Origin of the sequence: Shouchella lonarensis (assembly GCF_900096965.1) — a bacterium.
Taxonomy (GTDB): domain Bacteria; phylum Bacillota; class Bacilli; order Bacillales; family Bacillaceae_D; genus Shouchella; species Shouchella lonarensis.
This window is the reverse complement of the sequence record NZ_FMYM01000002.1, coordinates 14,113-40,153: the sequence shown is the minus strand read 5'-3', so window position 1 is coordinate 40,153 and position 26,041 is coordinate 14,113. Positions and strand designations below refer to the sequence as shown.

Here is a 26,041-nt window from a genome sequence, read left to right as displayed (position 1 = left end):
TCATCAGCTTACATCCTGTTGATCTTTTAGACTTTGTTCACGAACAAAGTCACGGTACTTCGCGTGTGTCTGCATAAGCTCATGATGCTTCCCAATTCCTGTCACTTCTCCTTTATCTAAGAAAACAATTTGATCGGCATCACGAATGGTCGACAACCTGTGAGCAATGACGATCGTTGTACGCCCCTCCATCAGTTTGTACATCGCTTCTTGCACCATTCGTTCACTCTCACTGTCTAAATTCGCCGTTGCCTCATCAAGAAGTAAAATTTGGGGGTTGATCATGAAAGCACGCGCAATTGCGATCCGTTGCTTCTGCCCTCCTGATAGTTTTACCCCACGCTCGCCTACCTCCGTATCGTAACCATCAGGAAAAGAAACAATAAAATCATGCGCGTTGGCTAATTTTGCGTACGCAATCATCTGACTCTCTTCTACTTCTTCTTCGTCTTCTATCCCGTACAAAATATTATCACGGATCGTCCCATTCATCACTGCACTGTCTTGCATGACATACCCAATGACTTTACGCCAATTTGCAAGTGGCAATTCCATAATTGGCAAGCCATTATAAGTAATGGCGCCAACAGGTGTTTCATACATACGCTCAATGAGTTGAAAGAGCGTCGTTTTCCCTGAACCAGAAGGACCGACAATTGCCATCATTCGATTTGGCTTGACTGTAAAGGAGACATCCTTTAGCACGGGTTGTTTCTCATTGTAAGCGAACGACAAGTGCTGTACAGCTAACTTTCCTTCCTTCAAAGGGGATGGCGTGTCATTCACATTCATTTCTTCTTGAGGCATTGCATAAATTTCGTATAGTCTCTCCGTTGCACCCGCTGTCGCTTTATATTGCGTAAAGAACGTCACAATCGCTGTAATTGGGAAAATCGCTTGGACTAAATAGAACACGACTGCCACAAAAGTACCCGGTGTGATCGTCCCATTCGCAAGACGCAATCCCCCATACCCTACAAGCACAAGTAAAATGAGCATAATTGTCGCCATCACAACCGGAGAAACAATGGCTTGAATCTTAGCTGCTTTTAAATTCAACTTAAATAAGTCTTGTACAGACCCCATTACCCGTTTGTATTCTTTGTTTTCTGCACTATGACTTTTCACAAGCCTAATCTCACTTAAAGAACGACTCAGCATTCCAATAAAACGCGCCATCTCCGTTTGCGTTTTTTGAGAAATGGCGTACGTAAACTTCCCTACAGGCAAAATAACGAGCATTAGAACCGGCACAGAAGCAAGCATTGCCAACGTCAACTGCCAGTCTTGCACAAACAACATGACAACAGCACCAATGACAACAAGTATTTGTGTCAAGAAATCGGGTACTTCCTGCGAAACAAAACTGTTCATCGTCGACACATCTCCTGTTAGCCGACTGACCGTTTGTCCAGTTTCATGCTGATCAAAATAACGGACAGGGAGCCTCAGAACGTGGTCCCACATTTTGTCGCGCAAACAACAAATTGTATATTCACCTATATAACGCAACATATAATACGAGATACCGCCTAATATCGCATTTAACAAAAACACAGCTGCAAGCCAAAAAACAGCAGTCATCTCTAACGTCTCTGTAGAAAAGGCGTCAATGACATTTTTCGTTAATATCGGGATTGACAATCCGAGAACCGCCGTCACAATCGCTAGCAACATCGTAAAAACGATTAACTTTTTTGGCCAATCTACGAGCCTAAGTAACTTTAAAAGATGATGTTTATTCATATTTATCTCCTACCTACTGCAAAATAGAGAAGCGAGCGTCCCACATCATGAATCGAACGGGCGTCACTTCTCGCACACGATTCATCATAAACATGGTCAATCAACAGCAAATAACCGCTCCCATCCTGTACACGTAGAAGGCTCGTTCACTGACAATAATGTCAAATAAATACCAGCCGCCCCCGTCAACAATCCCGGTTTTTGAAAAGTAAAACGCGCTTGATTCATCTCTTCCACATCACGGAAACCAAACACCGTATTTTCTTCATAATCATCATTAAGCATCTTTTGCAATTGCTCGGAGATGTCCGCAAAATATGTGTCCGCTGTTTTCTTATACATTGCATCCACAACGTGAAGTGTGCCAGCAATACCATGGCAATATGTTGGAGCGATTAAACCAGGCTGATGAAACGTTGGCTGTAGTGATTTAAAACAATCTAGTGCAAAGTCTTGTAAACCTTTGTCTTTTAACACATCACCAGCATCCCAAAGCGTTTTTGCGATCATTGGGTCACCATAACACCAACTGACATTTGCTGCGACTTGACGCTTATTGTCCTGCGCAAATGAAGCGAATGGTGGTCGCTTTTCCCAACAAAGTTGTCCATTTGCTGATCGTTCATGACGCGACACGAGCCAATCAGAAAGTGTCCGCACCGCGTCATGTAGCAATTGACTATGATATATCTCTATCCTTTTCGCCCTTAAGAGGGCGCAAAGTACGCCCGTAATCCCATGAGAAATACCAAGATTCACGTTCCCTTCAGGGTACATGACCTTTTCCTCTTCTAAAAATTGGTTTTCTGCCGCGATATGCCATGCCGGCACTTGCACACCATTCACATCTTTTGTCCCCATCGCTAAACGACACAAATAATCAAGCACTTGTTGTGACAATGAACGAAGCCTTGCATCCTGTACACTAGCCTCTATTAAATAAAGCGCCGTCCCTGCCAGCCCTCCCATAAGGTCGTAGTCCGGCATCTTTACTTGTTGTACTGCTAAATGCTCCTCCGCTTCGACAAGTTTATCGCTAGTTAGTACATGTAACTTTTGGTGCAGCTGATGCAATACACTTGTATATCTTGTGCCGTTTTTTGAGAGCGCCGCAATTGTAAAACAAATTCCCGCCAAACCACTCCATAGTCCTGGGTCATCTATATGGGGCAATGTATGACTGTTGATCACTTGCTGCAATAAATGATGCGCAATGCCGTCATAACCCTCTCCTGGAAAACGTTGATCCATTTCCGCTAAATACAAGCAGTGACCAACCACACCATTTCCAATATCAACATACGAGAAGTGATAAAATAAGTGTTGAATATGCGTTGGATATTGTTGTGATTCACCATCTATCAGAGACTTTAATGCCTCCATATCAGCCAATTGTTCTCCAAAAGCACGTGCCCGTTTCTCATAATGATCTAACGTACGCATCATCTAGCCGCCCCCTCATCTTGTTGTCATTTCTAGCGCCCGTTGCTTAAAAAATGCCTCTTTTTCCTTAAACAAGAGAAATTGTAATAACTGATGCTCGTCTTGTCCATGAATCCCGTAACGATTTAAATGCATATGCAAAAACGAGAGGATGATATCGTTTTGATACTTTTGTGGCACACTACGTTCCTTACTCATATATTCGGCATAAGCACGCACTTTCCTCGTTAAATCACTTAATTGTTGTGAACAATGTCTCTCTACATATAAAACAGCCTCATCATACGCATCGCGACGATTTTTATGCAATGTTCGATATGATTTATAGGTGTCCTTCGTGACTTCTACATGCTGCTGCAACCATTTATATAAACGATCTGCTGTTAAAAAACTGGATAACATATGAGACGCTGTAAACAACGCAACATCTTCTTTCTTAAAAGACGTTTGTTTTGCCCAGTGCTCGTATAAAGGCATAATGAGTGCGCTATCTGCACAAAAAATCGATTCAGCCATCTGTATAAGCGCCGGACCGCCATATCTTTCAATCTCTTGCATATACGGCTCATATATGATTGTTTGTAGCTGTCCTCCCCCCCGCAACCTTTCGAAAAAGTCGTGAAGAGATTGTACAATTTCAACTAACCTTTTTTGATCATTTACCTTCATGCGCAAACGAATATGTGGCAACGGATCAGTATACAAAATATAAAACCACTCATCCGCTAGCGATACGAGGCTTTCCTCCAACCGTAACAAAACAGTTTCTTTTGCATCTCTTGTGTAATATAGCTTCACTGACAACCATTCTGACCCGAGCGCTTTTTGGCGTTCGTTTTCAGCATAATAAGCATGCACATCCGAATGCGGCGTTTCTTTCATATCATTGATAAATACAGAGAAAATGAACTCATTTGCATACCCTGCGCCGTTCTGGTCGTATACAATGCTTTCATATGTCATCTCTGGTGCCTCACATAAGCGCAATTTCTTTTTCTTTCTCAATTCTCTCTTAAACAGAGCCATCATCGTCTTGGAATGTGTATCAATTAATAAGAAATGGTCATGATCTACACATTTAAAATAACGAGGCACGCGATAGTGAGCAAAAAACTGTGTGATAAACGTATCGATGTCTTCTTTTTCAGGTGCAAACGACATATGCCACGTTGCCGGAGAAAGCACTGCCTTACCAGCAACAACCCGAGGCACATACGGCATACTTGCCGATTCTCCCCAATGGAAACTAGTAAGAGAAAATGTCCTATATGCTGCGGCTTCAAATAAAAACCGATACATATTTGGCATGTGATATTGATGATTCACCATATGAGCAGTCAGCGGCACAATTTCACGCTGATGCGACTTAGAAAACAAATGAAATCGTCCATTAGATGCGTATACATACAAGTCATCTAACGTTATTTCTTGTTTTTCGGGATTACTCATAGATGATAGACTAAGCTCATAAGGAAAATCATTCTCTGCGTGCATGACATTCCTTGCTTTCAATTTTGCCGGATGGATGTTAACATTTACTAATAATTTATCTGGGTACAGTGCAAACTCCTCATCACAAACCATTTCACGAATCTCATGTTGTTCTTCAGGAAATAAGTCTAAAAAACGTCCAAATGTTTTCCCGGCACCTGGGGACAACTCATTTCCAGATGGATACAAGCGATAATTGCCCTTTTGTAACGCTTCCTCATTTTCAGCATAGAGTGCCGCGTATATATCGAAACTTCCTCGTATTGACTGACTAACAGACGGAAACGCAGGCACATCGACATTCATTAAGTCAATTTCTTCTTTCCCATGTAACAACGCTTCGTACAACAGCTCACGCAAAAACGTCGACTCTTTCGTATGGACTTGGGATCTCTCCGCAAAGACGGCATCAAGCTGTCCACGTGGAACCGTATACGTTGGCGGGGGTCCAAGTTGTGTTTGATCTTCAAGTAATGTCTTCACATTGATTGCATGATTAAAACCATAACGGTCGACAAATTGCTGGTAATAAACATCCATATGTGGCGCTTGTTGTGTTAAAACTGGTGCCAATTTAACATACCAGTCAACTAAATTAGAAAGTGTCGCTTCCATTTCCCCCATCGGAAGTGACATGTCTTTTTGTTCAAAGTATCGATCCATATGTAAATACTCTCGTGCAGGAACGATTGCCTTCATCATCTCTGTCAAGTATTGATATTGCGTCTCCTCAAACACGCCCCGCTCATTAACTAACTGCACCTTTTTATATAATTGAGCAAAATGATGATGGATGTTTTGATTCACTTCTGTTATCCGAGCATGCAACTTTTCTATAGGTCTCGGCACAGATAGAGAAACACGCAAATCAGAAAGTAAAAAGTCTTTTTCTACAAGTCGCTGTAAAAAAGCAACAATTTTCTCCTCTGACACATCTTGATGTGCTTGAATCGCTGTGATGATATCGCTGACACATCGTTCAGACGTTGTTTCGCTTAAAATAAATGACACTAAAGCTGTCTTACGGATAGACGCTTCTTCTATGTTGGCATTTTTCTGTGATGACCTGTCGGGGTAAAAGCTTAAATGGTATTTTTCTTTTGTTTCTGTAATGAGCTGATTGGCACATACGCGCAATTGTTTGAATGTCTCTATGTCTCTTTCTAACTCTTTAACAAGCGCGTATAGCCATTCATAACTAAATCGGTAGTGACATTTCCCTGCTTCTGTAGGTAACGCCATCGCCAAGTTTTGCTTTTCCATCCTTAAGTTTCCAACTCCTACTGAAGAGAACAACCCAAACGGCGTCGGTCGAGAACACATCCGAATATAATATTTTAAGATGGAATCAAAAATATGGTTAAGCTCCTTACCCGTTTTATGATCTAGTTGCGCTAACGCTTCAAATAAAGTTGGACTGGCGACCCGGATCGCTTCTTTCATATCATCATCAACTAACATTTTGATTGCGTCTTTTTTGGTCATCTTTTGCTCGTCTATGTTCGTCACACGATCTAAATATTGAAGTGAACGCATAGGTAATCGGTACATAAATGGGTGCATGACTTTATAAGTCGGCTGAGTCAAGACAATTCTCCCTTTCTTGTTCCCGTGGTTTTAAGTTTATCAGCTAGTTGTAAAATAGAGGGGAGAGGGAGAGCAAAGAGATGATTACTTGTTACCGCCTTCGAATGGGCACATTGATGTACATATTGATGTACAATTACATGTACATGTTGCTTTCGACGTGCATCCACACGTCGCCTTCGTCTTCAATTTCGTCACAGTTTTTGTAATCGTCAAAGTATCTAGCTCACCGTCACTTGCCATGTTATGACTGCTCGTCTCAATATCTAAATCAAAATCTGCATCTGTAAAAGATAGCTGGTTTTTTTTCATGATCAATTCCCCGCATTTCTATCGGAATATTTTCGCTTCTCCCTCTCCAATTTACATGTTACGCGGTTTTTTTCTTTATGTAAACGACTAATATAAACGAATCGTGTCGAATGATCATTCAATACGCGCCACAATGATTGCATATTGCGCAAAAAATACGCGTGTGATTCCACATTAACCCATGGCATCACACGCGCATCTTAGCATTTATTCATCCTGCTTTAATTGCAACTTCGCCAACTGCTCCGCAAGCGCTGAGTTCGCAAACGAATCTTCTTTGTTTTGCTTTTGCATATACTTATGCACGTCACGCTTCGACACATTTTTCCCTCGCTCTTTACGGCGCTCCTCAAACTGCGCTTTTTTCTCACGGTGACCACACACACAGGCAAATACTTGGCCGTCGCCTTGACCACGCAACTCAAGTTTCTTTTTACATTTCGGACAGCGCGCATTCGTCACTCGGGCAATGTTTTTCTTAAATCCACACGTCCGATCTTGGCAAACACGCATCTTCCCTTTCTTGCCATTCACTTCTAACAAAAACTTTCCACATTCTGGACATTTTTCGCCTGTTTTATTGTCATGACGGAACGTTTTTGTGTCAGCTTTCACTTGCGTCACGACTTGTGCCGCATAGTTTTTCATGTCGGCAATGAATGTCTCCTTTTGCTCTTTTCCTTGCACAATGGACTCAAGCCGCCGCTCCCACTCTGCCGTCAATGCAGGGGATTTTAACTCAGACGGAACCAGTTCAAGCAATTGTTTCCCTTTTGATGTAATGGAGAGTGCTCGACCTTTTTTCTCCAATAGGAAACTGGCAAACAGCTTCTCGATGATGTCGGCACGTGTGGCAACCGTCCCAATGCCCCCGGCAGCGACAAGTGTTTTTTTCAAATTCGCATCATCGCTCCCTAGGTATTTCGCCGGATTTTCCATTGCTGCAAGCAACGTTCCTTCATGAAAATGAGGAGGAGGACTTGTTTCACCTTCTGTTTGTTCTACGCGGGCAATGACTTTTGTCTCTCCCTCTGTCAATTTCGGTAAGTCGCTTGACGCTTGAGCAGTTGATTCTATATGCGCTCGCCAACCAGGGGCAACGAGGCGCTCTCCTTTCATACGTAAAGGCAATCCGGCCGCCACTGCCTCAACGGATGTTTGCTCACTTACACTTGGCGGGAAGAAATTCAAGAGGAAACGCCGGACAATCATGTCATAAATTTTATATTCTTTCTCACTCAATGCACGAATCGACACTGATTGTTCAGTCGGAATGAGTGCATGATGATCCGATACTTTGGCGTCATTAATCATTTGTTTTTTCGCCTCGACCAGTCCACTCTTCTTCGCCTGCGACACCGTTTTTCGGAACGGTTGGACATCAATTGCTTGCAATCTTTCCGGTAACGTATCAAGCATGTCGTTTGTTAAATAGCGTGAATCAGTACGCGGATACGTAACCGCTTTATGTTGTTCATATAACCGCTGCAACGTTTGCAGCGTCTCTTTTGCTGAAAAACCGAACCGCTCATTTGCATCACATTGTAACGTCGTCAAATCATAGAGCGGCGGTGGCGCTGACTGCTTCTTTTTGGCCTGCACGCGCTGCACGGTGAGCGTTTCTGACTGCAACTTCTTCTTTACTGCTTGCACTTGCGCCTTATCAAACATGCGCTCATCACCAGACGACTGATCATAATAGGTGAACGGCGTGCCGCACGATGCATGCACACGCACACGTGCAAATGATTTTGGCACAAAGGCACGAATTTCCTCTTCCCGAGCTGCAACCATTGCAAGCGTCGGCGTTTGCACACGTCCACACGAAAGCTGCGCATTGTGTTTTGTCGTGAGTGCGCGCGTCCCGTTAATCCCAACATACCAATCAGCTTCCGCACGCGCTTCCGCCGCCCGGTATAAGTTCTCGTACTGCTTCCCATCGCGAAGCTTGTCAAACCCTGCCCGAATGGCCTTATCTGTCACCGACGAGATCCACAACCGCTTCGTTGGTTTATTGACCCGGGCTTTTGCTAAAATCCAGCGGGCAACCAACTCACCTTCTCGTCCTGCATCGGTCGCAATAATGACTTCTGACACATCGGAGCGATGTAAAACCTTCTTTACTGCTTGAAATTGTTTCGATGTTTGCTTAATCACAACAAGATCTAACTGCTTTGGTAGCATCGGTAATTGATCGAGTTGCCACGTGGCATACTGTTCTCCATAATGTTCCGGGTCCGCGTGGGTCACGAGATGCCCTAGTCCCCACGTCACGACATACTCTTTTCCCTCTAAACAACCGGGTCCTTTTTGCGTACAACCGAGCACACGCGCCAAGTCTCGTGCCACCGATGGTTTCTCAGCAAGAACCGCTTTTTTCTTCGTCATTTCAAAAACTCCTTACGCACTCAATTTCTTCATGATCAATACTTTTAAATACCGTCCTTGTGGATATGCTTTAGAGACAGGAAAGTCTTTTGGCAAGCCGAATGTTTCTAACACTTCATAACGGCCACCGCTCATTTTTTGCGCCTCGGTGACAAATCGTTTAAACGCCTTGAGTGAAACGTTGCTTGCGTTCGTTGAAGCAATAATGACACCACCCACTTTTGTCACCATCATCGCTTCACTTAGTAATGCTGAGTAATCTTTCGTGGCACGAAACGTCCGCTTTTTCGTGCGCGCAAAGCTCGGTGGGTCCAACACAATCAAGTCGTACAACATCCCTTTTTTCCGAGCATACGCACAATAGCGGAAAGCATCCATCACATACATGTGCGCCTCTTCTAAAGGCAATTCGTTTACACGAAATTGTTCCTCCGTCCGCGGCACACTACGGTTAGCAACATCGACACTTGTCGTCGCGATTGCCCCGCCCAATGCCGCCGCAACCGAAAAAGCGCCGGTGTAAGAAAACAAATTAAGCACGGTTTTTCCTGCCGCATAATGATCGCGGATCCGTTTACGCACGTCACGTTGGTCTAAAAATATGCCCGTCATCGGGCCGTCATTTAAATAGACCGCAAATTGTATGCCATTCTCTTTCACAAGCAACGGGAACGCACCACGCGTGCCACAAACAAAGTCATCATCTGTCACATACTGCCCTGCTTGCGCAAACCGCTTTTTCTCGTATACACCTTTATATGCCGTAACATCGGCAAGCGCTTTAAGCAACGACGTACGAAAAGAATGAATGCCTTCGCTATACCATGTCAAAACATAAAATCCGTCATAATAGTCTATTGTCAATCCACCAATGCCATCCCCTTCACCGTGGAAAACACGAAAGACTGTCGTCTCTTCTGATGCAAACAATGATGCTCGCTTTTCAAACGCTTGTTGTAACTTTTGCGCAAAAAAAGTGCGATCAAATGGTTGTTTAGCGTCATACGTCAGCACCCAGCCACAGCCGACATTTTGTGAACCATAATAACCTTTTGCTAAAAACTGCCCTTTTTGATCTAGTAAATGCAATATCGTCCCTTCTACAGGTGGCTCACTACCACCCTCAAACCATTCTTTATGTAACAATGGATACCCGGTGCGCACTTGTTGCACTGCGTCTTTGTCAAGCTGTATCCTCGTTTCTCCTTGCGCCATCTACTTTCACCTCGTCCCCATTATAGCATACGACGATGGCGCGCACATTTTCTGGCAATCTTGACAATTTCCTGACACATATTTTCTTGTCCCCTCTTTTTAGCTGCACCTGCTATACTTGATAAGTAATTAAAGGATTAAAGGGGAGAGACACCTTGTTTAAATGGGTTAGTTATATTGAGGGGATTTCATTTTTATTATTGCTATTTATCGCGATGCCGTTAAAATATTTTGCGGACATGCCTAATATGGTGACGATTGTCGGCATGGCGCATGGGATTTTATTTGTGGCATATATGCTCTTTGTCGCAACATTTTTCTTTAATAAAACATGGACATTTAAGACGGCACTATTAGCGACCATTGCTTCTATTCTTCCATTTGGACCGTTCATACTAGAGAAAAAATGGTTGAGTCACGCTGAACCACCAGCTTGCTAAAAGGTCAAAGCCGCTCTAGCGGCGGCTTTTGGTGGGATTACTAGTGAGATCATAGGTATATTTATACTTATGACTTTTCTTTACACAATCCTCTCATTTTTTTGTCATAATGTTTGACATCTTGCTTCATATAGATGTATACTTGTTTCTAGTAATGCATACAATGAAAACACCGCGGTGCGACAACACCACGGTGATAAGCAGCAGGACTCCCTTTAAGGGGACAACAAAGTGGAGAGTAATCCGCCAGGCTCTGCAGCTTAAGGGCGGATTACTTCTTTTGTGACAAAGTAATCATTGACACGACTAAACCAACAGCCGCTACTAATAGACTGCCCGACGCAATCGTTAGCATTAGCGCTTGGAAGACGCTCACACGCAACACCCCCCTTCTAATAAGAGGTATGTTGTCCACCCTTAAAGATCCTAGACTACTACACTATTTATGATAACGTACCATAAGCGAAACTTCAAAATATTTCGTTCGACAATAACTGAATGACACATAAACACATAAACGCATAGACGCTATTCCACAAAGTCGCCTTTTTTACGAAGTGCGGCTTTTCTTGGCATTCACACGCAACGAGGAGGATATGACAGTGAAAAAGCATTGGAACTTACAGACAATTCATTCGCAAACTGATTTACACTCATGGATGATCGAAATTGCGCAAGCGATCTCAAACATACACGAACAACTACAACAATTACCGACAACGAACTGGCAACCCATCGTGCAAAACATCCTAAATGACCTTCAAGAAGTGATCGGTGACACAGATGAAATAGAAGATAGTCTCGCCTGCCTAAGCGAGGTGCTTGAAGATGAAGATAGCGATATGATGGCCCAACTCTTATCACAACACGCACGTGTGATGCAACAACGTTCGTCACTGCAGGCAACATTTGCCCAAGCATTAAAACACCTTCCAGAAAAAGAATGGCTGCGATTTCTAGATAAACCAGCTCTTGCGCCTATCCGCTTTTACTTGGACGAACAACGAACTGTTGCAAACGCGCTGCTCGCCCCTGAACAAGAACATTTGATCCAGGCGTTATCGACAGATGGATTTCACCGGTGGGAAGATTACTACGATATCGTTCGAGCAGCATGTCAAATTTCCCACGAAGGCAAAGTACGCTCTATTGATACAACGTTACACGACGTTTCACATATCGGTGAACGGGAAGAACGAAAAGCACTTGCACAAGCACTTGAGCAAACATTAGATGCCCACGCAGACACCTTCGCCTATCAACTTAACAGCATCGCTGGCTTTCGGCTCAACCTTTATAAACAACGAGGCTGGCGTTTACTACAAGAAACATGCCAACAAAATCGCATCAGTGAACAAGCATTACAAGTCATGTGCGGGGTCATTGATCAACACCAAACATTGGCACGAACATTTTTTAAAAGGAAAATAGCACTCACGCGCGTAAATGAGCCAGCATGGTACGACTTATCTATCGCCAACTTTTCTAGCGACACACGTCTTTCTTATGAGCAGGCAGCTGAACTGATCATCACACAATGCCACCGGTTCAATGAACGGGCCGGAAAACTTGCCACACACGCTTTCTCAGCTGGATGGATTGAAACAGGCACGGATGAAGGTGGTTGGGGCTTTTGCGCTTCGCTCCCACGTTCGAAAGAGAGTCGCATCTTTCTCCCTTTTCGCGGAACGTATACCGATGTTGTGACACTGGCACATGAGTTTGGCCATGCTTACCACAACCACTTACTACACGATGAGCCGATTTTTGCACAACAGAAAGGAACAAGCGCAGCTGAAGTCGCTTCAACTTTCATGGAAAACCTCGTGCTTGATGCTGTACTCGCGCAAACAAACAACACGCAAGACACACTTGCTTTACTGGAAACAAAAATTCAAGCCGATTTTTTATATGTCACAACGATCCCGCAATTATTTGCGTTTGAACAACAGCTTTATCACGAGCGTCAGACAGGAATACTATCAGCAAAAGAGCTATGTCACTTGCTCTCAGAAGTGCAAATGCCTGTCTATGAAGGAATCATTACTGACGTTTATCAGCACGAATGGGTCACATTGCCACACCTTTACGATACGCGGAAGGCATTTTATAACATTCCTTACACGATTGGTTATTTCCTTTCGGGCGAGTTGTACAATCGTTCTAAGCAGACAGGCGCTTCCTTCGCTGCAACGTACGATGCATTTTTAAAAGACTCAGGCAAGATGACGATTGAACAGCTAGCACAAACGTATTTACAAGCAGATTTATGTGGGGCTGATTTTTGGGAGAAGTCATTGCAGCCGTTACGTGACACCATTGATTTGTATATTTCGCTGACTGAAGGGATGGTCGGTGATAGAAATTGTGTTTAACACTAATTGGATAGGATTATACGCCTCTCTAATGGCCGGACGTGTGGATCATCCCGTCCGGCTCCTCGTTTTTTATCCCCCTCTTTAGATCATCTATATTCAGCACTTCATTTCCCTCAAGCCAATATCGAAGCTCTTTTGTTTATATGAATACTCTTAATACTCACAAGGAGTGCGACGGCGACTTATTACATAAAAAGGAAAATAAAACCCTTCCTCGTTTTCTAGATTCATTAAAAATATTTTTACAATTGACTTAGACAATGGCAAAAAAGCTTGCCACCCTCGCAGCAAGCCCCCTAAAAGGGATAAATAACCCAGCACTACACCCAACTATTTTCCCCTTCTGAAACCGAACCTAAATCAGTACTTTTGTGCAGACTCGCTATGTGAAAAGGAACCTGGCACTCCCGGGCCTGCTGTTTCACTCACCTGATCCATGGAAAAGACACTAACAATGACTAAGGCAATGCAAACATAGAAAGAACGCTTCAGTACCCTCATTTATTTTCCCCCTCCCGACCCTAAATCAGTACAAGGATTTTCAAGTTCTCTTCGGATAAGCGAAGCTAAAAATACACCATTGCCAGCTTCAAATTGTTCCAAGGCAGACCACAAAAACTCCTTTTTACCTGTAGCCATACCTTTATACCACACCAAAGGTATGCTACTCTTTCTAGCTTGCTCCAATTCCTCAATCATGCGAATTGCTTTCTCGTATTCACCCCGAACAATATGCTGGTGTATCTGCTCCTCATGTACGACACCAGATAAATCAAATTGTTCTCCGAGTATATTCCGAGCAAATGGATAATATTCATGCTCCAAACACTCTCGGTAAGCATGTTTACCTGTCTCTTTTGCATAAAAGATCGCTTCTTGAAAATAATGCGCACACATAACAGAATCCTTTTTACACATCATGACTAAACCTAATCCATGATTAACATCAGCTTTCATTGTATCTGGGGTCGATTCATTTTCGACTATTCCAAGATAATTGACCGCAGCCCTTTCTATATCTCCTTCCCCATATAAAAAGCTGTTACCTATTGACAACAAAGCACGGCTAGCTAATACACTTTTCATATAGCACGGCTCAAGACAATGAAAGCTACTAATAGAGTTTTCAAGCAAAAAAAGCGCTTCATCAAACTGCCATAGCTGTTCATAAGAGTGGGCAGCTAACAGCCTCAAACGTAGTTTCAACATTGGTTCCTTTACACCAACGTCTAGATGTCGTGCCTCAGTGACGACCTCTTTATGTGTTAATTGCCCTCTAAGACATTGGAGCAATAAACGATACACGGAAATCCATTCTTTCAAATCTTCATTGTCTTGATGTCTCTCCAGAAGTAATTGAAGTACTTCTGTTTGTTGAAATAGCACGGCATACTCAAACGAGTCCTTAACATGGGGTAAGTGTTTCAGAGATAAAACATACTCATTCATCATTTCCGCGGTTCTTGATTTGGCTCTCTTTTTAACAGCATATGCTACTTTTTCAAAACTCCATGTGAAATAGTCCTCGCCAGCCAGTTGTTGCATTAATGCGCCTGACCATTCCTTATTTTCCCACTGTAAATCCAATTGCTTCAACCGCTTTTCTGTCTCCACTATAATCATATGGACGGCATCCGCTTCAGACACCAAGGTGTAATATTTCGACAATTACTTTACCCCCCTTGCTTTCTCAGTATTTCTCTTACAAAACATTTCGATCGAAAAGTTTCTTTTCCTGCTTTATTTTTAAATTATCGTACGACAATTTATTACATTCATTATAAAATCAATGACTAAATAGATCATATTGTAGCGACTGTTGTAGATCCGTTCGTGTGCAATTTAAATACAGACATACAACTTTTATCTTGTGAATAACTTTAATTATACGAGTAGTATGAGCCACTCGATCCTAAATAACAAAAACATACTAACATTAATAGCACAAACCATGGCCTTGGTCTGTACTACTAATGTTAGTATGTTATTTTGACGTCACTGTGACTTATGTAATTCATTTATTCATACCTCAACGCCTCACAAGGATCGAGCTTCGCTGCCCTGCTAGCAGGGAGCACCCCAAATAAAACTCCAATAAATACCGAAAATAATAAACCTACTAACGCAATAAAAACAGGAACAGACGCTTCCCATCCTGTAATAAGAAGAACAATGAACACAGCACTGTATCCTAATACAATTCCTAATATCCCTCCAGCCGCCGATAACGTCGCTGATTCTACAAGAAACTGTACCATGATCTGATTCCTTGTAGCTCCTAATGATTTTCTTATCCCTATTTCCCTCGTCCGCTCGGTTACAGAAACCAACATAATATTCATAATACCGATCCCTCCCACCAGTAAAGATATTCCAGCAACACTAGCAATAATAAGTGTCATGATGGTGGTGACTGCTCCTATACTTTCAACAATCATATCCATGTTAAACACCGCGTAAGAATCAGTGTCATATTTATCATTCAACAATTTCAATGCTTTTTGTCCTGCCACTTCTAGATTATTTAGATTAGCAGTACGCAAGGTGATTTCTCCTATTTCATGATTCCCGGTAATAGATTCCCAAGTCTTATTAGGAACATAAACTTTCTCTGTACTCAAATTAAAAATCAATTGATCTTCATTGAACACACCAATTACTTCAAGGGGCACCTGATTTACTCTGACCAAATGCCCCAATGGCTCTGCTGTTTCAAATAGTTCATCAGCAAGATTTTTCGATAACATCACAACCCTGCTAGCTCCTAAAAAGTCTGCTGGAGTGAATTTTCTTCCTTCAACGAGAGAAAGTTCCTTTTCGTCTATATAGTCTTGATTAATAGATGTTATTTGTGTGTTTGTTTCTTCATTTTTAAAGCGAATCTGTCCCTGATCTGTTGTTGATAATTGTACACTTGTTACCTCGGGTATATCTTGTATCATGGAAACATCTTCTGAACGAAAAGCAGGCTCATTCAATATATTTGGATTCCTTGCCAGTTCCTCCTCGGTTGGTTCATAAATAATTTCAATCGTATTCTCCGATCCTGCAAATTGACTTTTCAAGGATTGTTCCCCGACATTACCAATGGCTATAATCGCAATCACCGAAGATATTCCTATCACGATCCCAATCATCGTCAATACCGACCGCATTTTATGCGCTAGAAGGGATGTAAATGCCATGGTAAAATTCTCTAACATATTCATTTATACCCCTCCAACATTCACTGTATGACCACTTCCGCTCCATCATACAGTTCCTCGTCACTTTTTATTATAATCAAGTGGTCTTCTGTAATCCCCTTTAAAACTTCTACATATTGACCGTCTATGATGCCTACTTCAATTTCTTCCTTTTCCGCAAATCCTTCTTCATTATAAACATATACAAAGTACTGTCCTTCTTCATGATGTATTGCATCTGAATGAATAGAGGGTATCTTTTCCTCTCCCGAAGTCACTATCTCCATATTCATTTGAAGTCCAGAAATCAAATGATCATCTTGGTTCTCCATCGTAATTTCTATTGGGTACTCAATTGCCCCAGTTTCAGAATTTTTATTTGGTATTCGCGATATACGTTGAACTGATCCCTTCCATGATTGATCTTCTACAATATCTGTTGAAATACGAACAGTCTGCCCAACCTCTACATTCAAGACATCAAATTCAGAAATTACACCGCGTATAACAAAATCTTGATCAGCAGCAACTGTTACAGTCGGCACCTCTGAAGAGTTTACATGTTCATTCACTGCAACTACTTTCCCTGACAGTTCACTCTTAATGCTGCGACGATTGATTTTATTTTTCGTGTTCTCCAGCTCAGAGTTTGCCTTTTCTAACTCCATTTCCTTGAGCTTCTTTTCTAATGTTATTTGCTCATGTTCTTCCCTAATTGATTTGGCAGCTTCTTGTTCTCCAATGTCTTTTGCAATCTCTCGCTCTTTTTCATGTAATAGATCATCTTGTCGATTAAGATTTTCTATTTGGAGATTTAACGCGCGAATAGATAAAAGTGCGTTCTGTTTTTCTGACTCTAAATCGCTAATGTCATAAGTTAATAACGGGCTTCCCTCATCTATCGTTTGTCCTTCACTCACAAACATTTCTGTGATCTCGCCTTTTTCTGCAGAATAATATACATTCTGTATGTTCATATACTCTAGAACACCCGGAACAACGACTTTAGATTCAATTTTTCTGTTTTCTACAGATGTTACCTCAACATTGACTTCTGTGTTACTCAACAACATTTTTATATTCACACTTAGAATAACAACGAGAAATAACAGCCCACACATAATCATGATTCTTTTCTTGCTAAACATAGAAGCCACCTCATCATTGATGCTCACCATATCAGCTTATTTCTCATTTTCCTTCACAAGATTAACGAAGTAAGCCTCGAGAGTTTCAGAACCTTGCTTCTTGATATTTTTTGTTTTTTGATAACTGAGCAGATGTCCATCTTTCAATATTGCCACATGTGTACAGAAATGTTCTGCTGCATCTAACATATGTGTCGATATCAGCACCGCATTTCCCTTATTCACATACCGTTTCATATAATCCTTTATAGCATAAACAGTCATCGGGTCTAAACCATTGAATGGCTCATCCATTACAAGAAGTTTTGGTTGATGTATTAATGCAATTAGTAGAGACAATTTCTTTTTCATTCCCAGAGAATACGTGTGAATCTTTTCTCCAAGAAAACGCCTCATATCAAGTGAGTCAATCGTCTCATTAATTAAGTTTTCATTATCAACATATAATTCTTCACCCCAAAGGTCTGCTGTGAATCTGAGAAACTCTTCTCCTTTTAATTCCTCATAAAAGAACGGCTCATCAGGAACATAACCAACCAAGTTCAGATACTGCTTGCGCTGATTTCTCACAGAAAAACCGTCCATTGTAATGCGACCTTTGTCCATACTAAGTAATCCCATAATCATTTTCATTGTTGTTGTTTTTCCCGCACCATTTGGTCCGATTAAAGCCACGTTGTCCCCTGCTTGTATATTTAAACAAAGATCATGGATGATCGACTTTTCTTCTATCGTTTTAAATACATTCTCGACCGAAAGCATATCAACACACCTCGCATTTTTTATAATGAAGAAGTGACCATTGTTTCTACAATACTAGCAGCAAACAATAACAGTACCGCAACCGCCAACATGAATCCTGTGTATTTATACAACTGTTTGTTCCTCATTTGATCATAAAATTTGAAACCAACAAAACCTATAGCAGCAGCCGCAATTATTGCTGGTACTTCAAAAATACCATGCGGTACGATTGCACCCACTATTTCAACAACAGATGCTCCCTCACTATAAGATGAAACCAATGCCATCCCCACTATCCACCCATTAAAGGCTAATAGTAAGAAGGTAATTGTCCCGAACAAGAAAATCCCGAGCACCATGAAAAGAATGACGATCAAGTTATTCATAAATACCTCATACCATTTTGTTTCCCCATCAATCATTGCTTCTGCAGGGTATGAGGCGTCATAAAAGATAAAATACTCTAATGCCCCTCCAATAAGGACAAATATACAAAAAATACTGCTAGCAAGAAGTACATACTTTCTCCAAAAATAGATCAAGATTACACCCCCTCTTTTCCTGAATATCACTCCATCAATTACCAAGTAAAAATGAAAATGCAATAATACCCATGAGATAGACTGCCAGAACAGACATCACTGCACTCTTTAGTCGCGCTTTAGAGAACGTATGTAACCCCCAACCCAGTAAACCACAGAACAGCAACATGAAGAAGTCAATATTACCAACTACATTCAGAGGAAAAGCGACTAATTGGAGACTTTCAACATAATGAGCCAGTGAACCTAGGGAATACATCAAAAACTCTCCTGAGAATATGGAAAAGGATGATCTTAATACATTAGAAATAAAGACAACTGCATACGACACTGTTGCCACCACAAGTAGCTGTTGCATCTTGAAAGACGTTTTAAACAACTTTCGAAAGATCAAAGTAAAAATTTTTAATCCTACAGCTGTCAATAAAATCACAAATATTGGGGAGAAAAAAGAGAGTAATCCCTGCGATACAGTGATAAACCTTTGCATGCGTTCGTCCTGACTCACAGCATCCAATTGTTCAAAAAGCTCTTTTCCTTCACCTACATCCGTCAATGGAAGGTTGGAAAACAGTTGGTCAATTGGAACACGAATACTCACAATGACACTTAATACGCACATAACAATAGCATATACAGCCATTCTTGTCAGGATTGATTTATTCGGTTTTTTATTACTTACAATAAACGGATTCATCTCCTGTAAGTCCACTTTCATTTCACTTTGTTGCTTTTCCGTATTCATGTGATCCCTCCATTTTACGTTCAATCAACATGCTTTTACGCATACCCTAATCATATCGATGATGCTAACTTCCTACGAAAGGAAGTAATTAAACTAACATTAATCACGATGGATGGAACAATATATACGATCCCCGCAATTAAAAACTCTCCAGACAAGCCGAAAAATATTGTCGCTAAATGTACGACTATCGACACGGCTATAAGGAGCCCCTTTCTTTTCCAAAACGAAGCATCCACATGACGTGCACGTCCAATACTAATCTCTTCAACATCAAAAGATTTCGTCCGTGTACGATACACCTTCAATAAAAGCACATACATAAATGCTAGGCCAATCAGGATCCAGGAAATAGATGTCATAACAAACTCACTAACGTCAATTTCCCCTGTGATGTACATTAACATCGGCAATACGGGCGATAACAACAACATAGAAAATGAACGAATCATTCTCATCATTTGGCGTTGATCTGGGTACTCGCCAATTTGTTGTTTATTAAAAAACTCGTAGTGAGGAACGAGAAAAGATGACAACAACACGAACCTAGATACAATGACAAAAACCAGCACTGATAAAAGCATCGCAATGATCACCAAATACCATGGGACTGGTAAAAGAATAAGGGTAAGGAGAGATACAAGAAAATAACCTGGAAAGGCAACTAAACTTAGCACCCTCGTCTTGAGCATATACATATATTGTGGCGAACCATTGTACGCCATCAACATTTGCAGCGCTGATCCTTCGCTATCAAAAGCCAATCTTATCCTCAACTTCGTATACACACCCCACAAAAAGTAAATAGGATATGTCACAACAATGAGAAATACCACTGGCAAAATAAAATGAGCACGCCATTGATCAGGGAGATAGTATATAAATCCAACATACAAAACAGCGTATACCCAAAGTCTTTCTCCAAAAATGACAAACAGGTGCCTTTTTGTTAAGTAATTCTGAAACAAAGAAACGAGCATATACTTTACATGGACATGACGGACAATAGACTTTTTAGCAAAAATAATACGATCCATGTGCACAAACGCATTTAGCAAACACTTGTCCAAGAGAGAAGTTTTTCCTTCAATCACATGATCTTTACGCGCAATCATTACACAGAGTAATACACTCAAAAACACCAAGACACCTACGTATATAGGGAAATAAACAAAAATCATATTATCCCCATTTAATAAATACTGCGCAAACAAGCTATGAGGAAGCCAAGGGTGATCCACAAAACTTATAAGCTGCTCAAATAATGCCCCTAAGGGTATGGTGATAGAGGACAACCAACCTAAATATGAGGTAACAAAATGCCCGTCAATTCCTACTGGGAACGTCATCATCCATGGCGTAAACAACTTAACTAACAACAGAATGATACCAACTGAAACAAGAGGGAGAAGTATATTATGAACAATTCCCCTTCCCTTTAGAAATACACTTTTGCGAATGATGTAGTATTGAATGAGCGTAACCATAAAAGCAATGGCCATTGTCAACGCATTTAACATTATTAATCCGATGAACAAATAAAGCACATTTACTGGGAATACAATGTAAATGCCCATCAACCCTGCCAACGATGATAAGAACTTCGATTTATTCTGCCACACTTCCTCATCAAACCATAGAAATAACAAATATTTTATGGTTGTAAACGGTGTGCACGCAAGTAACCAACGTTCTTCATCTGTACTTGAAATCCAGCGACCATTTTGTAGTCCTCTGGTCACACTCTCCCATAATGCCAATAAAAAAATAAATTGCCACAAATGATAGGACGAGTCTGATATAAACATGTGATACAAATACGCAACCCCGAAACCGAAAACAAACATCAATACAATACCAATCAGTGGACCAATCATTGAAATCAGCGGGATAATGTAGGGATTATCTACTTGAAACAATTTAAAATTAGACCACAAATGCAACAATCGTACCTTCGCTTTCCAATACATCCAAGTCTTCAGTTGATGCAATAACATAAGAACACCTCTTCAGGAATTGAGATTAGAAAACGAACATAACAGAATGACCTTCCCATTACTTAAACCCTCACAACAACCATTAAAAAGACGGGTTATCATGATCGCTTTGCTTAAACTTGCATGCCCATAAATCGCTGTGTTAAAATTACTGATTAAGAGAACTATCAGCGGCAAGCAGGCTCAACCACTGCTGCTGATAGTCCTCCTATTTAATAGCTAAAAAGACTACCACAGCCTTGTTGCTGTAAAGCCCATAGACGCAAGGCGCCATGCTACTTGAGCGGCCGCCATTGGAGAAACTACGGCAACTGCAGCTACACCAGCTATAAGAAGAGCCCCAGCAGCACCATTACTGATACCTAAAACAGCAGCTAATTGCATCATCATTTATCACCCTCTCCCGGGAATGCTTTCTCCCTCTAGTACAAATTATAACAGCGGTTTCATCCTCCGTAAGTCCTCACTTTATTAGTACCTATTTCTTTAAGAAGAGCCCTCTCTTAGATCCAATTATTCTTTTTCGCCATTAAAACTATTTCCTTACTGCTTCGAATCCCTGACTTCTGCAAAATACGGGTGACATGATTCTTAAACGTTTGCAATTCTATGCACAACATTTCTGCGGCATCTTTCTGACTGTATCCTCGGTAAATCTTATCCAAAACCTCTAGCTCACGAATTGAAAACTGCGCTTCCCATTTTGCTCGCTCAAGTTGACTATCTTTTAAGTTTTGCAAATGGGATATTTCTTGCTGTACGTAGGGTGCTAAATACGCATGATTCTCTTCAAATAACTGCCCATAAACATCTAACATGCGCTCGATATCTTGTGATGCTTTTGCCCAGTATAAAGTTAAAAGAATGTTTTTATGTCCATTGCGGCTTAATTGATCAGCTAATGAAAGGGCATTCTTCAATTCTCCTCGAACAAGATATTGGTGAATCTTTTCTTCAGGTAAAACCTCAACGCCTTCGGAAATATCAAATTTTTCTTTACGGACATTGCGTGCAAATGGAATATACTTCGCAAGTATCCGCCTCCGGTAATCACCCAGCCCCAAATTTGAGGCATAAAAATTTGCTTTGTGAAAATAAGCGATACAACGATCATCATCTTCAAACAATGTCGCGATTCCAAGAAGATGATAACAAGCAGCAAGTACAATTTCGGGGATATTTTCTTTTTTAAGCTTCAATAAATCTCTCTCTGCTTGTTCAACATCTCCCTTTTCATAGAGAACATGCATTACCCTTATCAAGGATACACGGTGCATTATCGTACTCCTTACAAACCCCGGTTTTACATGTTTAAATAATAAGTGGGGTAATTTCTCGATGAACGATAATGCTTCACCAATATTACCTCGATAAAACTCTGCAAGGATACACATAGACATCAATCGAAATTGCAGAACTGGTTCGTCCACTTTTTTCATTAAGTTAGATGATCGTTGCACGACCTCTTCACATGAGAGTTTCCCTTTTAAAATGTCTAAAAGCAGCTTGTACGTTGAACACCACCATTTGAAAGCGTTACCAATTCCATGTAACAAAAGAAGTCTTTCAAGCACATCTATTTGCTGGAATTGTACGGCATACTCCAAGGCATCTTCAACATGTTCTCTGTTGATCACTGTTAGCGCATATGTATTCATAAGATGTATCATACGATTTTGCGCCATTTCCTGGACAGAAAGTAAGATCTGTTCAAATGAATACCTTGGATAAAACCTTGCTAGTTGATACATCACTTCTTCAGTCCATGCATCCTCATTTTCCCACAGACCCTTTTCTCTTAACATTCGCTCCGTATCTTTCTCAATTACATTAACGTGGCTTACTTCAGCATCAATATAAAACAGCGCATCATTGATACTCATGTCAACCCCCCCAATATGTTGTACTCTTAACATACTAAATATCGACAGAACTATCAACAGAAATATCGAAATTATCTTTTGTCATTTATCAATATTTTTCTTGGATGCCGCGTTCAAAATCGAGCATTTGCGTCTAAACAAAACTAATCTGGTATGTAATTCATTCCATCCTATAAACAACAAAAGGCCTGCCCCCCACGGCAAGCCCTTCCCTCTTCTCCAACTAGTCACTATGTGCCTCCACAATCGTCTCCGTTTCTTTCGTCACCGGGCGAAGCCACTTCGATAACAGACCATGAGATGGCGACACAAGAAAGCTAACAAGAAAAACAACACCGGTCATGACTGCCATCGTGCCAGAAATGGAACTATCGAGCCAAACAGCGACATAATAACCACTAATCGCTGCAACCACACCGAATAAGGCGCTTAGCACGAGCATGACCGATAATCGCTCCGTCCACAAATATGCAGCCGCAGCTGGCGTAATGAGCATCGCGACAACCATAATCGCACCAACAGCATCAAAAGAAGCCACCGTTGTGACGGAAACGAGCGTCATAAATACGTAATGGAGTAATAATACCGGTAACCCTAAACTCGCCGCAAGCGCGGGGTCGAAGGCAATAATCTTCCACTCCTTGTAAAACGCAAGGACAAGCAGGAATACGAGCGCAAACACGCCAAGTAGCATCAGCGTCGCAACAGGCACATCAAAACCGAGCACGGACATCGTATGCCACGGGATAAAAGCAATCTCGCCCATAAGCGCATGCTTCACGTCTAAATGAACATTTCCAACACTCGTCGCAATTAAAATGACGCCAATGGCAAATAGCGCTGTAAATACTACGCCAATCGACGCATCATGCTGCACCCCTTTTGAATGAAACCACTGCACAAGGAACGTCGTCACTAATCCAGCAATCGTCGCACCAATGAGCATGTGGACCCCTTCCAAACTATTGGTGACAAGATAGGCAAGTACAATCCCTAATAGCACTGTATGACTGATTGCATCCGACATCATTGCCATCCGCCGTAAAATTAAATAGACGCCGACAATCCCGCACGTCATGCCAACGAGCGCACCTGTTAATAAAATCCACCCTTCGTAAGAAAGCATCTACCTGCCACCTTCTTTCGATAACACACCAGGAAGTTGGGTTCTTTCATCCTCAGGTTGCGCCAGCTCTTTTTGCTGCTTTTTATAGGTGAAGTATTCCGTTAACAAACCATGCGACCTACCAAACACAAGTGACACAAGGAAAAATGCGGTTGCTGTTAAAACGATGAAAGGACCGGTTGGCCAGTTCGCTCCTTGTGCGCTGACAAAGGTGCCAATCGCACCAGATAAACCACCAAATATGGCAGACAAAAACATCATCACTTTAAAAGAATGCGTCCAATACCGTGCGCTCACTGCTGGAATGATTAGGAGCGCGGCCATTAAAATGACCCCGACCGCTTGAATGCCGATAACGATCGTGACGACAAGTCCTAGCACATAAAAGATATGCATTAATGATGTCGGTAACCCTAATCCTTTGGCGAATTGTAAATCGAATAAATAAATTTTCCATTCCTTAAAAGCAATGACAATCATCATAATGACCACTAACGCCAGCGCCGTCATTGTATACACGTCTTGACGAACCATGCTCGCCGCCTGACCAAAAATAAATGTGTCCAGCCCACTTTGACTGCCACTCGCCGTTCGATTCACAATCGTTAACAATACCATTCCGGCACCAAAGAAGACCGATAAAATCATGCCCATCGCTGTATCTTCTTTAATGCGCGTCGATGAACGAATCACATGAATAAACCAAGCCCCAAGTAACGCACTACATGCCGCCCCGACAACAAGGAGAAATAAATTTTTCTCATTCATAATCATAAAAGCGACAATCACACCAGGTAAAGCAGCGTGAGACAACGTATCACTCATTAAACTTTGCTTTTTCCAGTACGCCAATACACCGAACATGCCCGCTGCAATCCCAAGCATCGTCGTACTAAGCAATACCCATTGGAAGTTAGCGGACGCGAGAATGGCCATTGAACGTCCCCTCCTTTATAAACCGCACAGCACCACCATACGTTTTCTCGATGTTCTCATTTGTAAATGTTGTCTCCGTCGGGCCGTGTGCAATCACCGTCCGATTTAAAAATAATACATGATCAAAGTAGTCGGTAACCGTCTGCAAGTCATGATGCACGACAAGCACGGTTTTCCCTGCTTCTTTTAACTGCTTTAAAATCGCCATGATCGCTCGCTCGGTCGCTGCATCAACGCCCGCAAGTGGTTCATCCATGAAGTATAAATCCGCTGCTTGCACAAGCGCACGCGCTAAAAATACACGTTGCTGTTGCCCGCCTGAAAGCTGACTAATTTGCCGCGTCGCATAATCCGTCATCCCGACTTGTTCGAGCGCCGCATGCGCTTTTTCTTCGTGCTTTTTCTTTGGCCACTTTAACCAACCAATATGACCGTACAAACCCATCATCACGACATCAAGTGCGTTTGTCGGGAAGTCCCAGTCAACCGACCCGCGCTGCGGCACATATCCGATGCGCTTTTTTTCCTTTGCGAGGGTGGAACCAAAAAACGTGACTTCCCCAGCAAGACGTGGGTGCAACTCAAGCAACGTTTTAATCAACGTGGACTTTCCGGCACCGTTTGGCCCAACAATCCCCGTTAATGATCCTTGCGAGATTGAACAAGTGACATTTGTTAAAGCTGTATTTTTACGGTAGGCTGCACTCAGCCCTTGTACCTCTAACACATTCATTT

General features: G+C 41.8%; 21 protein-coding genes. 2 read left to right on the top strand and 19 right to left on the bottom strand.

The features are described 5' to 3' along the window. Positions 1-3: 3 nt before the first annotated feature. The 6 genes from BLT29_RS01860 to BLT29_RS01830 form a co-directional block, all read right to left on the bottom strand. The gene (locus BLT29_RS01860; RefSeq protein ID WP_090774625.1) at positions 4-1,746 is read right to left on the bottom strand and encodes an ABC transporter ATP-binding protein; all 1,743 of its coding nucleotides are present in this window, start codon (positions 1,744-1,746) and stop codon (positions 4-6) included. A 96-nt stretch (positions 1,747-1,842) separates the two neighbouring features. After that, positions 1,843-3,192 carry a lanthionine synthetase C family protein gene (locus tag BLT29_RS01855; RefSeq protein WP_090774624.1) on the bottom strand — a complete coding sequence of 450 codons (1,350 nt, stop codon included), beginning with the start codon at positions 3,190-3,192 and terminating at the stop codon, positions 1,843-1,845. Between the two features lie 12 nt (positions 3,193-3,204). Beyond that, positions 3,205-6,267, bottom strand: coding sequence for a lantibiotic dehydratase (locus BLT29_RS01850; protein WP_090774623.1), 3,063 nt, complete (start codon positions 6,265-6,267; stop codon positions 3,205-3,207). A gap of 84 nt (positions 6,268-6,351) precedes the next feature. Then, entirely contained in the window at positions 6,352-6,579 is a 228-nt protein-coding gene (locus BLT29_RS01845; protein WP_090774622.1) for a hypothetical protein, read from the bottom strand. A 207-nt stretch (positions 6,580-6,786) separates the two neighbouring features. Next, a complete protein-coding gene (locus tag BLT29_RS01835; protein WP_090774620.1) occupies positions 6,787-8,967 on the bottom strand; it encodes a DNA topoisomerase III in 2,181 nt (726 codons plus the stop codon). Between the two features lie 12 nt (positions 8,968-8,979). Then, positions 8,980-10,182 carry a class I SAM-dependent rRNA methyltransferase gene (locus tag BLT29_RS01830; RefSeq protein ID WP_090774619.1) on the bottom strand — a complete coding sequence of 401 codons (1,203 nt, stop codon included), beginning with the start codon at positions 10,180-10,182 and terminating at the stop codon, positions 8,980-8,982. A 155-nt stretch (positions 10,183-10,337) separates the two neighbouring features. Between BLT29_RS01830 and BLT29_RS01825 the strand changes: the two genes are divergently transcribed. Next, positions 10,338-10,622: a DUF3817 domain-containing protein gene (locus tag BLT29_RS01825; RefSeq protein ID WP_281241392.1), complete on the top strand. Its 285-nt coding sequence runs from the start codon at positions 10,338-10,340 to the stop codon at positions 10,620-10,622. A gap of 271 nt (positions 10,623-10,893) precedes the next feature. Here the strand turns inward: BLT29_RS01825 and BLT29_RS13535 are convergent, their stop codons facing one another. Continuing rightward, positions 10,894-10,998 carry a putative holin-like toxin gene (locus tag BLT29_RS13535; protein ID WP_245700992.1) on the bottom strand — a complete coding sequence of 35 codons (105 nt, stop codon included), beginning with the start codon at positions 10,996-10,998 and terminating at the stop codon, positions 10,894-10,896. A 226-nt stretch (positions 10,999-11,224) separates the two neighbouring features. On the opposite strand from BLT29_RS13535, the gene BLT29_RS01820 reads away from it, so the two are divergent. Then, complete coding sequence (locus BLT29_RS01820) at positions 11,225-12,997, top strand: M3 family metallopeptidase (RefSeq protein ID WP_176763750.1); 1,773 nt, start codon at positions 11,225-11,227, stop codon at positions 12,995-12,997. A gap of 504 nt (positions 12,998-13,501) precedes the next feature. Here BLT29_RS01820 and BLT29_RS01815 read toward each other — a convergent pair. The 12 genes from BLT29_RS01815 to BLT29_RS01765 form a co-directional block, all read right to left on the bottom strand. Next, on the bottom strand, positions 13,502-14,668 hold the full coding sequence (locus BLT29_RS01815) for an AimR family lysis-lysogeny pheromone receptor (protein WP_090774616.1): 1,167 nt from the start codon (positions 14,666-14,668) through the stop codon (positions 13,502-13,504). 350 nt (positions 14,669-15,018) lie between these two features. After that, a complete protein-coding gene (locus BLT29_RS01810; RefSeq protein WP_090774615.1) occupies positions 15,019-16,209 on the bottom strand; it encodes an ABC transporter permease in 1,191 nt (396 codons plus the stop codon). A gap of 17 nt (positions 16,210-16,226) precedes the next feature. Next, complete coding sequence (locus BLT29_RS01805) at positions 16,227-17,333, bottom strand: efflux RND transporter periplasmic adaptor subunit (protein WP_176763749.1); 1,107 nt, start codon at positions 17,331-17,333, stop codon at positions 16,227-16,229. A 36-nt stretch (positions 17,334-17,369) separates the two neighbouring features. Then, positions 17,370-18,095 (bottom strand): ABC transporter ATP-binding protein, encoded by a 726-nt coding sequence (locus BLT29_RS01800; RefSeq protein WP_090774613.1) that lies wholly within the window; start codon positions 18,093-18,095, stop codon positions 17,370-17,372. Positions 18,096-18,115: 20 nt separating this feature from the next. After that, a complete protein-coding gene (locus BLT29_RS01795; RefSeq protein ID WP_176763748.1) occupies positions 18,116-18,619 on the bottom strand; it encodes a stage II sporulation protein M in 504 nt (167 codons plus the stop codon). 34 nt (positions 18,620-18,653) lie between these two features. Then, positions 18,654-19,364 (bottom strand): hypothetical protein, encoded by a 711-nt coding sequence (locus BLT29_RS01790; protein WP_090774611.1) that lies wholly within the window; start codon positions 19,362-19,364, stop codon positions 18,654-18,656. A gap of 50 nt (positions 19,365-19,414) precedes the next feature. Then, positions 19,415-21,361, bottom strand: coding sequence for a hypothetical protein (locus tag BLT29_RS01785; RefSeq protein WP_090774610.1), 1,947 nt, complete (start codon positions 21,359-21,361; stop codon positions 19,415-19,417). A 228-nt stretch (positions 21,362-21,589) separates the two neighbouring features. Further along, positions 21,590-21,751 (bottom strand): hypothetical protein, encoded by a 162-nt coding sequence (locus BLT29_RS13240; RefSeq protein ID WP_176763747.1) that lies wholly within the window; start codon positions 21,749-21,751, stop codon positions 21,590-21,592. Positions 21,752-21,864: 113 nt separating this feature from the next. Beyond that, positions 21,865-23,244 carry an AimR family lysis-lysogeny pheromone receptor gene (locus BLT29_RS01780; RefSeq protein WP_176763746.1) on the bottom strand — a complete coding sequence of 460 codons (1,380 nt, stop codon included), beginning with the start codon at positions 23,242-23,244 and terminating at the stop codon, positions 21,865-21,867. 223 nt (positions 23,245-23,467) lie between these two features. Continuing rightward, on the bottom strand, positions 23,468-24,370 hold the full coding sequence (locus BLT29_RS01775; RefSeq protein ID WP_090774608.1) for a metal ABC transporter permease: 903 nt from the start codon (positions 24,368-24,370) through the stop codon (positions 23,468-23,470). Further along, positions 24,371-25,306, bottom strand: a complete 936-nt coding sequence (locus tag BLT29_RS01770; protein ID WP_090774607.1) for a metal ABC transporter permease — start codon at positions 25,304-25,306, stop codon at positions 24,371-24,373. Then, positions 25,284-26,039, bottom strand: a complete 756-nt coding sequence (locus BLT29_RS01765; RefSeq protein ID WP_090774606.1) for a metal ABC transporter ATP-binding protein — start codon at positions 26,037-26,039, stop codon at positions 25,284-25,286. The genes BLT29_RS01770 and BLT29_RS01765 overlap by 23 nt, the downstream gene beginning before the upstream one ends. Positions 26,040-26,041 lie beyond the last annotated feature (2 nt).

Bases quoted from the DNA above. Each gene is read 5' to 3' on its own strand.
- BLT29_RS01845 (WP_090774622.1), bottom strand. From the start codon at position 6,579: ATGAAAAAAAACCAGCTATCTTTTACAGATGCAGATTTTGATTTAGAT.
- BLT29_RS01770 (WP_090774607.1), bottom strand. From the start codon at position 25,306: ATGGCCATTCTCGCGTCCGCTAACTTCCAATGGGTATTGCTTAGTACG.
- BLT29_RS01855 (WP_090774624.1), bottom strand. From the start codon at position 3,192: ATGATGCGTACGTTAGATCATTATGAGAAACGGGCACGTGCTTTTGGA.
- BLT29_RS01805 (WP_176763749.1), bottom strand. From the start codon at position 17,333: ATGTTTAGCAAGAAAAGAATCATGATTATGTGTGGGCTGTTATTTCTC.
- BLT29_RS01780 (WP_176763746.1), bottom strand. From the start codon at position 23,244: ATGAGTATCAATGATGCGCTGTTTTATATTGATGCTGAAGTAAGCCAC.
- BLT29_RS01775 (WP_090774608.1), bottom strand. From the start codon at position 24,370: ATGCTTTCTTACGAAGGGTGGATTTTATTAACAGGTGCGCTCGTTGGC.
- BLT29_RS01860 (WP_090774625.1), bottom strand. From the start codon at position 1,746: ATGAATAAACATCATCTTTTAAAGTTACTTAGGCTCGTAGATTGGCCA.
- BLT29_RS01785 (WP_090774610.1), bottom strand. From the start codon at position 21,361: ATGTTATTGCATCAACTGAAGACTTGGATGTATTGGAAAGCGAAGGTA.
- BLT29_RS01790 (WP_090774611.1), bottom strand. From the start codon at position 19,364: ATGAATACGGAAAAGCAACAAAGTGAAATGAAAGTGGACTTACAGGAG.
- BLT29_RS13240 (WP_176763747.1), bottom strand. From the start codon at position 21,751: ATGATGATGCAATTAGCTGCTGTTTTAGGTATCAGTAATGGTGCTGCT.
- BLT29_RS01765 (WP_090774606.1), bottom strand. From the start codon at position 26,039: ATGAATGTGTTAGAGGTACAAGGGCTGAGTGCAGCCTACCGTAAAAAT.
- BLT29_RS01810 (WP_090774615.1), bottom strand. From the start codon at position 16,209: ATGAATATGTTAGAGAATTTTACCATGGCATTTACATCCCTTCTAGCG.
- BLT29_RS01835 (WP_090774620.1), bottom strand. From the start codon at position 8,967: ATGACGAAGAAAAAAGCGGTTCTTGCTGAGAAACCATCGGTGGCACGA.
- BLT29_RS01800 (WP_090774613.1), bottom strand. From the start codon at position 18,095: ATGCTTTCGGTCGAGAATGTATTTAAAACGATAGAAGAAAAGTCGATC.
- BLT29_RS01830 (WP_090774619.1), bottom strand. From the start codon at position 10,182: ATGGCGCAAGGAGAAACGAGGATACAGCTTGACAAAGACGCAGTGCAA.